The 14,294-nt window shown below is 48.4% G+C and carries 14 protein-coding genes and 1 tRNA gene; 5 read left to right on the top strand and 10 right to left on the bottom strand.

All coding sequences use genetic code 11. The annotated features are described in order from the left end of the window. Positions 1 to 255 precede the first annotated feature (255 nt). The 6 genes from NSS95_RS03035 to NSS95_RS03010 all read right to left on the bottom strand — a co-directional run bounded on the left by NSS95_RS03035 (position 256) and on the right by NSS95_RS03010 (position 6,354). A complete protein-coding gene (locus NSS95_RS03035; protein WP_035189450.1) occupies positions 256 to 1,197 on the bottom strand; it encodes a magnesium transporter CorA family protein in 942 nt (313 codons plus the stop codon). A gap of 337 nt (positions 1,198 to 1,534) precedes the next feature. Beyond that, positions 1,535 to 1,607: transfer RNA gene (locus NSS95_RS03030), tRNA-Lys, on the bottom strand. Positions 1,608 to 1,829: 222 nt separating this feature from the next. Then, complete coding sequence (gene panF / locus NSS95_RS03025; RefSeq protein ID WP_014095990.1) at positions 1,830 to 3,284, bottom strand: sodium/pantothenate symporter; 1,455 nt, start codon at positions 3,282 to 3,284, stop codon at positions 1,830 to 1,832. Next, positions 3,281 to 3,553, bottom strand: a complete 273-nt coding sequence (locus NSS95_RS03020) for a YhdT family protein (protein ID WP_017551968.1) — start codon at positions 3,551 to 3,553, stop codon at positions 3,281 to 3,283. The genes panF and NSS95_RS03020 overlap by 4 nt, the downstream gene beginning before the upstream one ends. Before the next feature lie 407 nt (positions 3,554 to 3,960). Further along, positions 3,961 to 4,848 carry a UTP--glucose-1-phosphate uridylyltransferase GalU gene (galU, locus tag NSS95_RS03015; protein ID WP_013858519.1) on the bottom strand — a complete coding sequence of 296 codons (888 nt, stop codon included), beginning with the start codon at positions 4,846 to 4,848 and terminating at the stop codon, positions 3,961 to 3,963. A gap of 3 nt (positions 4,849 to 4,851) precedes the next feature. Further along, a complete protein-coding gene (locus NSS95_RS03010; protein ID WP_035189448.1) occupies positions 4,852 to 6,354 on the bottom strand; it encodes a bifunctional ADP-dependent NAD(P)H-hydrate dehydratase/NAD(P)H-hydrate epimerase in 1,503 nt (500 codons plus the stop codon). 148 nt (positions 6,355 to 6,502) lie between these two features. On the opposite strand from NSS95_RS03010, the gene NSS95_RS03005 reads away from it, so the two are divergent. The 5 genes from NSS95_RS03005 to thrB all read left to right on the top strand — a co-directional run bounded on the left by NSS95_RS03005 (position 6,503) and on the right by thrB (position 11,427). Continuing rightward, positions 6,503 to 6,907 carry a DUF4064 domain-containing protein gene (locus tag NSS95_RS03005; RefSeq protein ID WP_035189447.1) on the top strand — a complete coding sequence of 135 codons (405 nt, stop codon included), beginning with the start codon at positions 6,503 to 6,505 and terminating at the stop codon, positions 6,905 to 6,907. Between the two features lie 342 nt (positions 6,908 to 7,249). Continuing rightward, positions 7,250 to 8,029 carry an arginase family protein gene (locus NSS95_RS03000; protein WP_035182353.1) on the top strand — a complete coding sequence of 260 codons (780 nt, stop codon included), beginning with the start codon at positions 7,250 to 7,252 and terminating at the stop codon, positions 8,027 to 8,029. A 116-nt stretch (positions 8,030 to 8,145) separates the two neighbouring features. Continuing rightward, positions 8,146 to 9,441 carry a homoserine dehydrogenase gene (locus tag NSS95_RS02995; protein WP_014095997.1) on the top strand — a complete coding sequence of 432 codons (1,296 nt, stop codon included), beginning with the start codon at positions 8,146 to 8,148 and terminating at the stop codon, positions 9,439 to 9,441. Between the two features lie 4 nt (positions 9,442 to 9,445). After that, complete coding sequence (gene thrC, locus NSS95_RS02990; RefSeq protein ID WP_014095998.1) at positions 9,446 to 10,510, top strand: threonine synthase; 1,065 nt, start codon at positions 9,446 to 9,448, stop codon at positions 10,508 to 10,510. After that, positions 10,507 to 11,427, top strand: a complete 921-nt coding sequence (gene thrB / locus NSS95_RS02985) for a homoserine kinase (protein ID WP_035189445.1) — start codon at positions 10,507 to 10,509, stop codon at positions 11,425 to 11,427. The genes thrC and thrB overlap by 4 nt, the downstream gene beginning before the upstream one ends. A gap of 30 nt (positions 11,428 to 11,457) precedes the next feature. On the opposite strand, the gene NSS95_RS02980 is transcribed toward thrB, so the two are convergent. Genes NSS95_RS02980 through NSS95_RS02965 form a run of 4 tightly spaced genes read right to left on the bottom strand, consistent with a single transcriptional unit; the run spans position 11,458 to position 14,270 of the window. Beyond that, a complete protein-coding gene (locus tag NSS95_RS02980) occupies positions 11,458 to 12,207 on the bottom strand; it encodes an ABC transporter ATP-binding protein (protein WP_013858512.1) in 750 nt (249 codons plus the stop codon). Then, complete coding sequence (locus NSS95_RS02975) at positions 12,204 to 13,202, bottom strand: ABC transporter substrate-binding protein (protein ID WP_035189444.1); 999 nt, start codon at positions 13,200 to 13,202, stop codon at positions 12,204 to 12,206. The genes NSS95_RS02980 and NSS95_RS02975 overlap by 4 nt, the downstream gene beginning before the upstream one ends. Continuing rightward, complete coding sequence (locus NSS95_RS02970) at positions 13,199 to 13,996, bottom strand: ABC transporter permease (RefSeq protein ID WP_035182360.1); 798 nt, start codon at positions 13,994 to 13,996, stop codon at positions 13,199 to 13,201. The genes NSS95_RS02975 and NSS95_RS02970 overlap by 4 nt, the downstream gene beginning before the upstream one ends. Next, a complete protein-coding gene (locus NSS95_RS02965) occupies positions 13,947 to 14,270 on the bottom strand; it encodes an MTH1187 family thiamine-binding protein (protein ID WP_013858509.1) in 324 nt (107 codons plus the stop codon). Before NSS95_RS02965 ends, NSS95_RS02970 begins: the two co-directional genes overlap by 50 nt. Positions 14,271 to 14,294 lie beyond the last annotated feature (24 nt).

The raw sequence follows: 14,294 nt of genomic DNA, 5'->3' as shown, positions 1-14,294 counted from the left end.
AGATTGGTGACAAATGAATAAATCATTTATAAACTTTTTTCTTTAAAATATTGCTTTCCAGCCATGATTCAATTAAAATAAGTTTTTTCCGCCTTTTTACATTGTAAGTGCTTACATTTTATATTTGAATATTTATGCAAAATTACGTATAGAAATTGCCGTAAAAAAACCGCTTCTCGCTTGTGAAACCTGCACATTCACAAGGCAGAAACGGAAAAGGAGATGAATTTTATGCAAATCCATCTCCCAGGTGTGTTAGAAATATCTTTTTTTCCAAAAAATAAGGGCTGTAACACTGGAAAGAACCAGAGAGGCCAAAAACGCCAGCCAAAACCCATGGGGGCTTGATTGCCATGGCAGGCCGTGAAGATTCATTCCGAAAAAGCTGGATACCATCGTTGGCAGGGAAAGGATAATCGTGACCGTCGTCAAAAATTTCATCACGCCGTTCACGTTATTGGAAATGACAGAAGCATAGGCATCCATCATGCCGCTTAAAATATTGCTGTGCACTTCACACATTTCGATTGCCTGTTTGACTTCAATCATGACGTCATCCAGTAAGTCCATGTCATCTTCATATACTTTTAGAAAATGCTGCCGTGTCATTTTTTCCATGACGATTTTATTGGCTTTTAATGAGGTAGTGAAATACACGAGCGTTTTTTCAAGGCTCAACAGTTCGAACAGTTCCTCGTTTCGCATCGATTCGTGCAATTCGCGTTCGATCAGGCTTGATCTGCGGTCGATATATTTTAAATAGTTTAAATAATAACTTGCAACTTCATATAGAATTTGAAGGGTAAATCTGGTTTTCATGTAGGTGTAAAACCCGCGCACCCGTCTGTGGATAAACTTTCCGATAATCGGATTATCCTGCAGGCAGACCGTGATGAAATAAAAAGGCGTGACGATAATCCCGAGCGGAATCGTATCATACAGCGCGGAGTCCACATCGTCCTTTACCTTAACGGGAAGGCCGACAATGATTAAAATATCATCGTCTTCTTTTTCAATACGGGAGCGTTCATCGACATCCAGCGGGTCTTTAATAAAATCGGCCGGTATATTCGTTTGCTGGACAACCTGGTTGATTTCTTCCTCTGTCGGGTTCACCAGGTTCACCCAGCATCCTTTTGACAAAGTTTCTGTTTCCTTCAGTTTGCCGTTTTCGTCCGTTAAATACATATTTAACATGCAGGCCACCTCCTCTTCTCTTTTGAGGAAGCTCAAGCATACTTTACTCTTCCAGAGACTGATAACCTGTAGGATTGGTCGAGGCCAGTATGAAGACTTCCTCTTGCTTATGTTTCATGCACGACCTCGGATGCGCGTCAGAATCCATCAGTTATCATCTCCTTTTTTCTTCGATTCATAAATAGCTGCGAAACCTGCAACCATTATATTATACCACAATATAGTATGCCTGAATATGTCCGCTTGTTATTTTTTAGCCGGATTATCCGCGAAAAAAACTTCTATAAAAATAAAAAAGCAATATAATGGCACAATTGTGCATCATATTGCTTCGTGATGGGACATGAGGGGCTCGAACCCACGACCCGCTGATTAAGAGTCAGCTGCTCTTCCAACTGAGCTAATGTCCCGCAGATGACAATCATTATATTATCACAAATCCGGGAAAGATGCAACGAAAAATTTTTTAGATCTGGGCCGAGAGGATGATTCGTCCCGGCCCGATTGATTCTTATTTTGCAGCTTTTTCCGGACATCGCACATTTTTAGCTAAAAATTTCAATTTGAGGCGCCTGTTTACTCGGCCCCAATAAGTCGCAATGACGCGTGTCAATTGAACCGGTACTTTTACTTTATGCCCCATCGCGTTCAGCCCGAATGGCAGCTCTCTTGCGCCCGAAGAGAAGGCTCGCCGCGATAAACCCGGCGCAGGAAATAAGGACCGGCAGCACCACTGTATGCAATCCGAACGGGTTTGGATGCAAGCGGTCCAGCAGAATGTACGAGCCCATGCCGAGTATCATAGAACAAACCGCGCCGTACTTGTTTCCTTTATTCCAGTACAAGCCGAAAATCACCGGCCATATAAAAACGGATTCCAGGCCGCCAAAGGAAAACAAGTTGAGCCATATGATCAATTTCGGCGGGCTGAGCGACAACAGCACGACAATGACGGCAATCGCTGCGGTCACGCTGAAACTTGCCGCTTTCATCTGTTTTTCGGATGCGTTCGGTTTCACATAATTCAAATAAAGGTCTTTGACAAGCGCGGAACCGACGAGAATGAGGAGCGCATCAACGGTAGACATAATTGCGGCCATCGGAGCAGCAAGCACGATACCGGCCGGCACAGGCGGCAGCACTTTCATCGTTAATAGCGGCATTACCGTATCGGGCACTTTCACACCCGGTATGACAGCACGTGCCATCACGCCAATAAAATGCATGCCGAACATAATAAACCCAATGACAATGGTACCGATGATGATCGCCCTGTGCATCGCCCGGGAATCTTTGTAGGACATCGCACGGACCGTAATTTGCGGCAGGCCGACGACACCAATCCCGACCAAAATCCAAAACGACGACACATAGGCAGGGCTCAGGCTGTGCCCGTGTCCGAACGGCGTAATCAGATCCGGGTCCTCTGCAGCAAGTTTGTGCATAATCGGTTCCATCCCGCCGCCCGCTTTAATGGTTGCCACCAGTAAAATAAGCGTGCCAAGAAACATGACCGTGCCCTGGACTGCATCTGTCACCGCCACTGCGCGAAATCCCCCGACTACGACAAACAGCGTAACAGAAGCGGCAAAAATTAGGAGCGACGCCGTATACGACAATCCGGTCAGCGATTCAACAAGGCGCGCACCGCCGATCCACTGTGCCGTCATCGATGAAAACAGAAAAATAATAATGCTTGCTGCCGCCAAAATGACGACGGCATCACTTTGATAACGGCTTTTTAAAAAGTCAATCAGCGTCACCGCCTCATATTTGCGTGCCATAATCGCAAATTTTTTCCCGAGCACCATCAGGACAAAATAGCCGGTTGAAAGCTGTGCCATAGAAAGAAGCACCCAGCCAAGCCCCTGTGTGTACGCCACACCCGGCCCGCCGATAAAGCTGCTGGCGCTCCCGTATGTCGCCACCATCGTCATCGCGAGGATAAAACCGCCGAGCTGCCGTTTTCCGAGAAAATATTCCTGTACAAAAGATTGCGTTTTGATCACGTATTGATTGGCCCAAAAACCAACGGCAAAAATAATGAGCAAAAAAATGAGCAGTGGTGCCAATACCGGCCAGTTCATGGCTTATCCCCCTCTTCATCATCGAAAGGGATATCCTTAAAAAAGAACTTCACAATGAAGATGACAAGCGCCGTCACGACAATATACCCGGCAATGCAGCTGTAAAAAAACCATGATGGCATGCCAAATATATAATGATACTGTTTGGCCGGCCGTGAACCGAGGCCGTAAGCAAAACCGTACCACCAGAGAAAATTGAACAGCACAAGCCCGACGCCGATCCATGCTTCTTTGTGCGCCTGTTTAAATCTTTTGTCATCTGTTTTCAAAATGTGCCATCCTTTCCTTACTTTTGCTACTATCTTACATCTTTTTCATCCGGCCGTGTGATTTTCACCATGAATCAGGTTTGTTTTGCATAAAAGCACTGGAACTTGCAAAATAAGCCGAACGAAACTGGATTCCTTTTCATGGTTGCCAGAAACAACCTCTCTTCTGATCGTCATTGATTTTGACGCGAAAAACTTCATTTCATTCTATATAAGTTGAGCTTAAGTTACATCAAGCCCGAGCGCCAATTTGCACGATGACGATTTTTTACAGCAGGCAACAAAAGCTGCGATATTTTAGCTGGAACTTCGGGTTGTATCCCGATCCCCATCGCACAGCCCGATAAAAAACGCCTGCGTTCGCATATTTCGCGAAACAGGCGTTTTTACCGGCAGACCTGCAAGTTTCAGATCTGATGGTTTTGAATTCTCCATTGCAAATCTTCCAAATACCGGAGCAAATCATCGCGCAGATCTTCCCGGGAAAGCGCCATTTCAATCGTCGATTTGATAAACCCGAATTTTTCGCCGACGTCGTAGCGTTTCCCTTCATAAGCATAGGCATACACTTTTTGGATTTCATTCAATTGTTCAATGGCATCGGTCAGCTGGATTTCACCGCCTGATCCCGTCTTCTGCAATGAAAGGAAATCAAAAATCTCCGGTGTTAAAATATACCGCCCGATAATGGCGACATTTGACGGCGCTTCCTCCACTTTCGGCTTTTCTACAAAGCCTTTCACATCATAAATTCTTCCCTTTTGATCGAGCGGGTCAATAATCCCGTAACGGTTTGTTTCCTCACGCGCGACTTCCATGACGGCAATCACGCTGGAATGGACCTGTTCATAAACATCGATCATTTGTTTCAGGCAAGGCGGTTCAGCCTGAATAATATCATCACCGAGGAGCACGGCAAACGGTTCATTCCCAATAAATTTGCGCGCACACCAAATCGCGTGGCCCAGTCCTTTCGGTTCCTTTTGCCGGATATAATGGATATCCACTTCTGCAGGCTGGCGCACTTTTTCAAGCAGATCAAATTTTTTCTTTGCGATCAAATTGTCCTCAAGCTCAAATGCGTGGTCAAAATGGTCTTCAATCGCCCGTTTCCCTTTCCCGGTTACGATGATGATATCTTCAATGCCGGAATCAATGGCCTCTTCCACAATATATTGGATTGTCGGCTTATCGACAATTGGCAGCATTTCTTTCGGCATTGCCTTCGTCGCCGGCAGGAAACGTGTTCCAAGCCCCGCTGCCGGGATAATCGCCTTCTTGATTTTTTGCATCATTTGTCACCTCTTTATAAAACGGTCACCGTTTCCTAAACCCGGCGCTTTCCCTGCATCTTTTGCGGCCGTTTCCAATTGGTGCATCACTTTGGGAAGCAGCCGGGAAAATTCATGGGCAGTGAGTGTAGCGGACCCGTTTTCCCGGATCCACAAGTCTGCGCATGCCCCGTGAATATAAACGGCATTGGCAACCGCTTCCTTGATATTAGCATACGTGCATATATTTGCCAAGAGCATGCCGGTTAATGTATCACCGCTTCCGCCTTTTGCCAGGCTGCTGTTGCCGGTTGTGTTTACATAGCCGCTGCCATCCGGAAAAGCCATCACCGTGTACTGCCCTTTTAAAACAACGATGACCCCGTGTTCCTGTGCATATGCGGAAGCAAGCCTGATCCTATCTGCAGCGATTTGCCCGGTCGGTATGTCCGCCATCCTTGAAAATTCCCCTGGATGCGGCGTTAAAACGACCGGCGCCGTGCGTTTCGGGTATGTCCTTTTATGTAATGCACCCGCATCGAGGACAACAGGAAGCGGTTCTTTTAAAACGCCGTGAATGAAAGACTCCAGCTGCTCATCCGGCTCAATCCCGGGACCGATGGCCACCCCGGCAAATTTCTGCCCCAAATCGTTAAGCCGCTTTGAAAAATCCCTTTTTAAATAAGTCGCTTCCGGAACGAGTGTAGCGATCACATTCCGGACACCGCTTTCCGTAAAAACGGAGAGTTTCCCGATCCCCATCCGCATGGCGCCGATCGCAGCCAGTGCCGCACTCCCCGGCATACCGTCACTCCCGGCAACCAAAAGCCCGGTCCCAAATGTGCCTTTATGGACATTGCCGCTTCTTTCGGGGAGCGAACGGATGACATCTTCTTCTGACCAAATTTTCCATTTTGAAGTATGCGGCAGGCCGATCCCGACAGCCTTTGTTTCGCCGAAATAAGCGGAAGAAGGGAATAACAGGCTGGACGGTTTCAAACCATGGAGAGAAAACGTATAATCTGCGTGTACGGTATGCGGATCGGCATCACCCGTATCCCCCGCCACTCCCGTCGGTACGTCAATGGCGGCCACTTTTGCCTTCCGGGTATTGATCCAATCGGTTACTTCTGCAAGATCATCCCTGAGCGGCAGCCTTGTACCAATGCCAAGCAGCCCGTCTGCGATCCAGTCATAATGTTTCTCACGGTCAAAAGGGGCTGCTTCAAAGCCGCATGATTGAAAATAGGAAAAATGCTGCGCAGCCTCTTTCGTTTGCGGCAGGCCTAAAGGAAAGATCAAATCCGCGTTGTATCCGTTCAGTTTTAAATAGCGGGCAAGTACAATCCCGTCCCCACCGTTATTCCCTTTGCCGGAAAGCACCGCAATCGTGTCGCGTTTGGAAAGGAGCGGTGCAAGGGCGCGGTACAGACCGCTTCCGGCATTTTCCATCAGCGTAAACGTATCCATGCCGAAAGAAGCTGCATTTGCATCGGCTTCCTTAATTTCTTTGCTTGTATAAATTTGCATGGCCAAACACCCCCGTTCTCATAGTTTTATTGTAACACTGCTTGAATGCGACAACATAAAATTTCTAATTTCCGAATCCTTTTTTTGTTTTTTTCGTATTTATGGAAGGGAATGGGTTTTATAGACAAGAAAGAAAGGGGTGGTAAAAATGAAACGAACTGCTGAAATTGTACTGAGCATCATTGGCGCGGTGCTAAACGGACTTGCCACAATCCTCGTTATCTTCTTTACGATAGCCATGAAAAGCCAAAGTATTATCGACCAGCTGAAAAATGATGCCTCCATACGGGAAGCCGACTTTCAAACAGTCCTTCATACGATCCAGGCGCTCGGCTGGGGAATTGCTGTGGTGCTTATCATCGGAACGGTGATCGGCATTGTCGCCGCTGTTCAACTGAGGAATAACAAAAGGCCGAAGCTGTCAGGCATTTTGCTTATTATCGGTGCATTGCTTGTGTTCTTTTTCACCGTCGGATTCGGGGTGCTCCCGGCGCTGCTTTACCTGATTGCGGGCATTTTGAGCCTCGTGCGCAAACCGCCGGTCATCGTTTAATCGTTTAATAGAGCATGAGCCTTCCTGCATGAGGGAGGCTTATTTTGATGCAAAAAAATAAATACGGCCAAGCGCGATTCCGCCTTTCATGCCAGCTAATCCGGCAATTAAAAAAGCCGGATGAAGATTTCCTGTCAAACGGAACACGGGAGCACGGCGTTTGCCGGTGGCCGTTTCAAAAATTTACCTGTATCATCATCTTCCCGCTCCTTCCCGCCTGAGCCGGAAACGATGCGTGTTTCAAAAAAATGTGATAAAATCATAATAAATCGTTTCAATATTCCGCCATTCAAAGGAACCTGCTTCAACCCGTTCTGTGAATTCTTAAAGGAGATGAAAGAGATGGGTTTATTGCATAAAGGTGTCACGATATTGGCTTTTGACGAAACGTATGATGAACAAAAAAGGATCCAGTCTTTTCCCCATGAAACTATTAATCTGAAACATATCCGCCATACCAATCTTTTTTGTGAAAAACAGGCGCTTTTCCAAATTGAAACGGCACTGGACCGCCGCAAACAAAAAGGCATCACCTTTCTTGGAAGTGGCAACTACCATTATGTGACCTCCCTGCTTTTAAAAAAAGCGCCGAAACCGTTCACCCTTGTGCTGTTCGACAACCATCCGGACATGGACGACAGCTTTGAACAGACACTGCTATCATGCGGGTCATGGGTTTCCTACGCCTTAAAAACGAACCCGCTGCTGAAAAGAGTTGTCATCATCGGCCCGACTTCTTTCAAAACACATCGCCGCCCGCCACAAACCGTCCAAATTTTTCCTTTTAACGGCCGGAATCTTGAAAACCGGAAACGGATTTTATCCGCCATTCCAACAGATACCGTCTATATCAGCATTGACAAAGACGTCCTTTCCCCGGCTTTTGCCGAGACAAACTGGGATCAGGGGAGGATGGGCAAGCAGGAATTGCTGTCCTGTATTTCGGCCATTCTCGATCAAAAGCAAGTATTCGGCATCGATATATGCGGGGAAACCGCAGTCTCGCCGGCTGAACGCTTTCTCCCGCATGCATTTGAAATAAGCCAAAAAAACGACGCCATGAATGCTGAAATCCTCGAAGTTTGCCTGGAGCGGCACCCGCAACCAGCACTGCACGTCTGATTCTTTTTCTTACTTTTTAAAAAAGAAAGACTTGATCTTCCTCTGTAATCATGCTTTAATGTCTATTATACAAAGACATTTGTTTTCTGTAAAAATACATAAAGAGGTGTGATCAAATGAAATCGGACGTTTCAATCGGACTGCTTGGACTCGGAACCGTTGGCTGCGGCGTTGTCAAACTGATCCGGCAGCATCAGGAGGAACTCGTCCATCAGCTTGGGCGTGAAGTAAAGGTGAAACGAATTCTCGTGCGCGACACCGAAAAGGACCGCGGTGTAGACATTGATCCCGCCTCTGTCACTACAAATCCCGATGAGATACTAAATGACCCGGAAATCGATGTCGTCGTTGAAGTGATGGGCGGAATTGATGAAGCCCGCCGGTACATTGTCAAGGCGATTGAAAATAAAAAACATGTCGTGACCGCGAACAAAGATTTAATTGCTCTCTATGGCCCGGAGCTTCAGGAACTGGCCTGGAAAAACCAGTGTGACTTGCTGTATGAGGCAAGCGTCGGCGGCGGCATCCCGATTATCAGGGGGCTTACAGACGGCCTTGTTTCCGACCGGATCCAAAAAGTGATGGGGATCGTCAACGGGACAACCAATTTTATTTTGACCAAAATGATGGATGAAGGCGTTTCTTATGACGAGGCGCTGAAAGAGGCACAGGAACTTGGTTTTGCCGAAGCTGACCCGACATCAGATGTGGAAGGCCTGGATGCGGCAAGGAAAATGGCGATTTTGGCAAGGCTCGCATTCTATACAAATGTGAAACTTGAAGATGTGGAAGTGGAAGGCATTACCCATCTTTCATCCGCAGATTTGCATTATGGGAAAACGCTCGGGTATACGATGAAGCTGATCGGCTTGGCGGAATGCCAGGATGAACATATTGAAGTGAGCGTGCAGCCGGCGTTTATCGCCCAAAACCACCCGCTTGCTTCCGTGAAAAACGAATTCAATGCCGTTTATATTAACGGGGAAGCAATCGGCGAAGCGATGTTTTACGGGCCCGGCGCCGGAAGCATGCCGACTGCGACCGCGGTCGTGAGCGATTGTATTGCCGCGATTAAAAACATGCAGCTCGGCGTGAACGGCCGGAACCTCAGGGGCCCGCGCTTTGAACGGAAACTCATGCCGCCTGAGCAGCGCTACGGGCAATTTTATATCCGTATGCATTTAAAAGACCAGGTCGGCGCATTTTCTAAAATTACAGCCGCCTTCAGCGCCCTCAATATCAGCTTTAAACGGATTTTGCAGACGCCTGATAAACGCGATGAGCTTGCGGAAATCATCATTGTTACCCACAAAGTGTCGCTCGACCGTTTCCAAAAGGCGCTCGAACAGTTAAATGAAATGCCTGTTGTCAAAGAAGTGAACAGCTACTACCGTGTTGAAGGAGAGGCATAAAAACATGAATCAATGGCCAGGATTACTCAAACAGTACAAATCATTTTTACCCGTCACAGACAAAACACCGGAACTGACATTATTTGAAGGCAATACGCCGCTTATCCCGTTTGCCCGCCTCTCGGAAAAGCTCGGCGTGGAATTGTACGGAAAATTTGAAGGTTTGAACCCAACCGGCTCTTTTAAAGACCGCGGCATGGTGATGGCGGTTGCGAAAGCGATCGAAAACGGCAGCAGGTCCGTTATCTGCGCCTCCACCGGCAACACTTCCGCTTCTGCGGCCGCCTATGCCGCAAAAGCCGGAATCCGGGCAATCATCGTGATCCCGAGCGGAAAAATCGCGCTTGGCAAACTGGCACAGGCCGTTATGTACGGCGCTGAAATCGTGGAAATTGATGGCAATTTTGACCAGGCGCTTAAAATCGTCAGGAAAGTAAGCGAAACTTCGCCTGTTACACTTGTAAACTCGGTTAACCCTTACCGGCTGGAAGGCCAAAAAACAGCGGCTTTCGAGATTTGTGAGCAGCTGGGTTCAGCACCCGATGTCCTTGCCATCCCGGTCGGCAATGCCGGAAACATCAGCGCGTATTGGAAAGGATTCAAAGAGTTCAATGAGAAATTCGAAACCGGCCTGCCGGAAATGCACGGCTTTGAAGCGGAAGGCGCAGCTGCCATCGTCCGGGATCGGGTGATCGAAAACCCGGAAACGGTCGCAACCGCGATCCGGATCGGCAACCCGGCAAGCTGGAAACTGGCTGTCAACGCCCGCGATGAATCAGGCGGCGTGATTGACTCAGTGTCAGACCCGGAAATCCTTGATGCGTTCCGGCTGCTCGCCCGCAATGAAGGAACGTTCGCCGAACCGGGTTCATGTGCGTCCATCGCCGGTGTCATCAAGCAGGTCAAAACGGGACAGATCAAAAAAGGGAGCAAAGTGGTTGCTGTCCTGACCGGAAACGGGCTAAAAGACCCGCAAACCGCCATGTCCCAAGTCGAAGTCCGGCCTGCCGTGCTGCCGGCAACGGAAGAAGCTGTGACAGATTATCTTTCAAATGTGATCCATGTATGAACAGGCTGGTTATCCGCGTCCCCGCAAGCACGGCAAATCTCGGGCCCGGATTTGACTCAGTCGGCATGGCGCTCAACCGTTTTTTAACGCTTGAAGTACGCGATAGCGAGGAATGGGTTTTTGAACAAGTATCACCCCTTTTGCCGCCGCTTCCGAAAGACAGCGACCCTTTTATCTTAAAAATTGCGCGGCAGGTTGCGGATTTATACGGCGTGCAGCTTGCCCCGTGCAAAGTCATTGTTGACAGCGAAATTCCGCTTGCCCGCGGGCTTGGCAGCAGCGCCTCAGCCGTTGTGGCCGGCATTGAACTGGCTAACTTTGCCGGAAATCTCGGGCTTTCGCTTGCGGAAAAGCTGGACATTGCCTCCCGGATCGAGGGGCATCCGGATAATGTCGCAGCATCTTTGTTCGGCGGGCTCGTTGTTTCAGCCGAGCAAGGGGACGGACGAGTCGAAGTCGTGCCGTTTTTTGACATTATGGCGGATTTGCTCCTGTTTATTCCCGGTTATGAGTTAAAAACGGAAGATGCGCGCAAAGTGCTTCCTGATTTTTATGCACGGAAAGAGGCAGTAAAAGGAAGTGCGGCCAGCAATCTTTTTATTGCGGCGCTCATAAGCGGCCAGTACGAACTGGCCGGAAAAATGATGGAACAGGACCGTTTTCACGAGCCGTACCGGACAAAATTGATCCCCGAATTTTTGGAGATCCGCCGGCTGACCAAATCACTCGGCGCGTACGGGACGGTCATTAGCGGCGCCGGCCCGACGGTTATTTCACTCGTGCCGTCCGGGCAAGCAGAGGCCATGGCAGAAACGCTCCACGCCCATTTTCCGCATGTACTGGTTGAACCGGCCAAAATTGACCGGACCGGCCTTTCCGTCGAAAAATATGCGGCATCCAATATGCTGAACTTATAAAAAAGGTTTGGAGCATCTCCAAACCTTTTTTTATTTCCCCAAAAATGAGGCAAGTTCTCTTAACAGTTCATCTTTGTCTTTTTTCAACGCATCCGAAGAGAGCATCTCCCATTTCCGCGGGCGCGGCAAATGCACCTTCAATTCGTGGATGATGGCGGACGGCTGCTGCGACATGACAAAAACACGGTCCGATAGCAGCACGGCTTCATCAAGATCATGGGTAACCATAAGAATCGTCTGGTTTCCTTTCTCCCATGATTCGAGCAGCCAGCGGTGGACATCCATTTTAGTAAAGGCATCGAGCTTCCCGAACGGTTCGTCTAGCAGCATAACCGGTTTTTCGCATAAATACGTGCGCAAAAAGCTGATCCGCTGCCGCATGCCGCCAGAGAGCGAGGCGGGATAGTGGCCGGCGTAATCCTCAAGGCCAAACTGCCGGAGCACCTCCATCCCCCGCAAAACCCGTTCCCGTTTCCGCACCCCTTTTATTTCAAGCGGCAAAACAATGTTTTGCAGTGCCGTCCGCCAAGGCAGAAGCAAATCCTGCTGCGGCATGAAACCGGCGGCATCCTGAACCCCATCCGGTTTGCCGTCAAGCAGCACTTTGCCGCCATTCGCCTTTTCAATCCCGGCAATGATATTTAACAGCGTGCTTTTTCCGCATCCGCTCGGCCCGATAAAAGTACAGAATTCACCTTTCCGGATCGTTGCGGAAATGCCTTCCAGCACTTTTTTCCCGCCAAATGTTTTCGTAATACCTTCCAATTGCAAATACGTCATGGCCGGTTTGGAAGAAATTCGTTTGTGTAGGCAGCCTTGATGTTGATTTTTTTCTTAATGACTTTATGGTCATAAAGGAAGTCCATATAACGGCGCCACACTTCTTCCTTCTGTACCCCCCATTCCGCGGCATCGTCCTGGTACTTCGTGCTTAGCCACTTCTGGCTGGCGCGGACAAGCCCTTTATTTGTATCCGGCACGTCCTTAATCAGGATATCGGCGGCCTGTTCCGGGTGCTTGATTGCAAATGTATAGCCTTGAGCCGTAGCCTTCATAAAAGATTTGACAAGAGGTTTATCCCCTTTGGCCAGTTTTTCGCTTGTAATGATGACCGGGCTGTAATAATCAAGCGCAGGGTCGAGATCTTTGACCATGATAAGATTCAGTTTTTTCCCGCTCCGCTCTGCCTGGATGCCGTCCCAGCCGTAATAAATCCATTCAAAATCCGCTTCACGCCCGATTGATTTGAAAAAATCCGTCTGGCCGAGCACAATATTTTTTACTTTGCTGTAGTCGGCGCCATATTTTTCCATGACCGTTTTGATGACGGCTTCTTCAGACGGCGAACCCCAGCCGCCGTAACGTTTTCCTTCAAAGTCTTTCGGAGAAGTGATGTTGTCTTTTTTCAAAGAAGCAAAGCCAGAAGTATTGTGCTGGATAATCGCGGCAATGGACACAATCGGAATTCCTTCCGTCCTTGCCGTGGTGACATTTTCCTGATAGCTGACCCCGAAATCCGCTTTCCCGGAAGCCACCATTTGTTCAGCCGTAATATTGTCCCCCGGCTGGATGATTTTCACATCCAGGCCCTGCTTTTGAAAATAGTGTTTTGTTTTAGCTACATACAGGCCGGTATGATTGGTGTTCGGAAACCAGTCCAGCACAACCGTCACCTTTTGCAGCGCTTTTTTGCTGTTTTCTTTCTGCCCGCTGCTGGTGCATCCAGCAGCAAGCAGCAACATGGCCGCCTGCAAGATGATTAACATTTTCCTCATTGATGATCTTCCTTTCGGTATACCCATGGTGCGGATAGCCTTTGCAAACATTCAACAGCGCCGTATAAAAGAAATGTGAGCCCAATGATGACAGCAGAGATAGCAAACAGGCGGGCCGTCATAAAAGATTTCGTCGCCCTTGTCAGCATGACGCCGAGCCCTTCGCTTGCGCCGAGCCACTCACCGATAATGGCACCCATCACACTATATGTAACGGCAATTTTTAAACCGGAAAAAAAGTAAGGGAGCACAGCCGGAAATTTGACTTTCCGGTATAGCTGCCATTTTGAAGCATGCATGGTCTTTAACAGTTTCACCAAGTCATCATCCACCGTTTGAAACCCTTCCAGGATGCTCAATGCCAGCGGGAAAAAGCAGATTAAAATGACCACAATGATTTTTGACTGGAGCCCGAATCCGAACCAGACGATTAAAAGCGGCGCAATTGCCACAATCGGAATCGTTTGCGAAACGACCAAAAGCGGCCGGACCAGCATCCGGAAAACGGGAACCATATCCATAAAAACGGCAATCGCTGCGCCAATCACAATGGAAAAGGCTAGTCCGATCAATACTTCTTTTGCAGTTTGCCAAATATTGGGCCAAACCATCCATTGCAGGCTTTTCAATTCCTGCCATACTTCCGTCGGTTTTGGCAGCATCCATTCACTGATATGAAAGCCGGCCGTTACCCCTTGCCAGACGAAGAGCAAAAAAATGAGCCAGGCAGCCGTGAGCGCCGTGTTAACGAACCGGCTGCGGCGTTTGTTCGCGATATTTTGCAATTTTTTCATCCATTGTCACCCCGGTGCTTGGCCGGTAATGGATTTTGATCGATGTGAGGACATCAATCGCACCGGCTTGGACGCAAGCATCCTGCGCTTTTTTGATGATCTCAAGCAGCTCGTCAAGATCGCCTTCCATCGTCGTTTCCATTGCCCCGACTTCATAACGTACGCCGGCGTTTTGGACGACTTCGATCGCGCGGTCGACGACACCGTATAAGTCATCACTTTTAATATGCGGAACAACTGAAAAAGAAACCGTTACTTGATTCGATTTTTCCATCAAATTCTCCTCCTTTTTTTCAAA

It is taken from the genome of Weizmannia sp. FSL K6-3076 (genome assembly GCF_038007245.1).
Taxonomy (GTDB): Bacteria; Bacillota; Bacilli; order Bacillales; family Bacillaceae_C; genus Weizmannia; species Weizmannia faecalis.
The sequence above is the reverse complement of the archived record's forward strand: the minus strand, read 5'-3'. Positions and strand labels throughout refer to the sequence as shown.